We start from the raw sequence: 691 nt of genomic DNA, 5'->3' as shown, positions 1-691 counted from the left end.
CACCTGCGCAGTTCCGGTTGCCTTGTTTCCATTGGGCATTCTTCGGCAGAAAGTACCGATATCGCTGAGGCATCACAAGCGGGAGCCGGCTTCAGCACCCATCTTGGCAACGGCGTCTCCCAGACATTGCCGCGTCATCCGAACCTGATATGGGCACAGCTCGCTAATGACAGATTGCAGGCGATGTTCATCGCCGACGGCCACCATCTGGACCGGGTAACCCTCACGGCGATGTTGAGAGCGAAGGGTGTGCAACGATCGATCCTTGTCAGCGATATGGTTGCGCTCGCGGGCATGCCACCAGGGCGCTATCGGCAGCCGGTCGGCGGCGACGTGGAGCTTTCGGCCGAAGGCCGCCTGTCCATGTCGGGTACGCGACTGCTCGCCGGCGCGGCAAAACCGCTTTCGGACGGCGTCGCATTGGTCGCCGGTCTGGAAGGCTTCAGCCTTTCGGATGCCATCACCATGGCTGCGATCAATCCGGCAAAGGCGCTCGGTCTCGAAACCGGTTTGCGTGAAGGCGCTCCGGCGGACTTCATCGCCTTCCGCTGGTCGCCGGGGGAAGCGGGGTTGCGTCTTTGCGAGCCAGCATTGGGGACGGAACTTTCCGCCTCTCAACAAGCATAATGGGGAAGTAAGATGGCACGGGTGGAAATCAGAAAACTGCATAAACATTACGGCGACTTTCACG

1 protein-coding gene is annotated in these 691 nt (G+C 60.5%); it reads left to right on the top strand.

Annotated elements, in window-relative coordinates:
• Positions 1-627: amidohydrolase family protein (locus ACQV2Q_RS08890; protein ID WP_428882517.1), on the top strand; the 627-nt coding region annotated here is incomplete at its 5' end.
• Positions 628-691 lie beyond the last annotated feature (64 nt).

The organism is Facklamia sp. P12950 (genome assembly GCF_050409465.1).
Lineage (GTDB): Bacteria > Bacillota > Bacilli > Lactobacillales > Aerococcaceae > Facklamia.
This window is presented reverse-complemented; position numbering and strand designations above follow the sequence as displayed.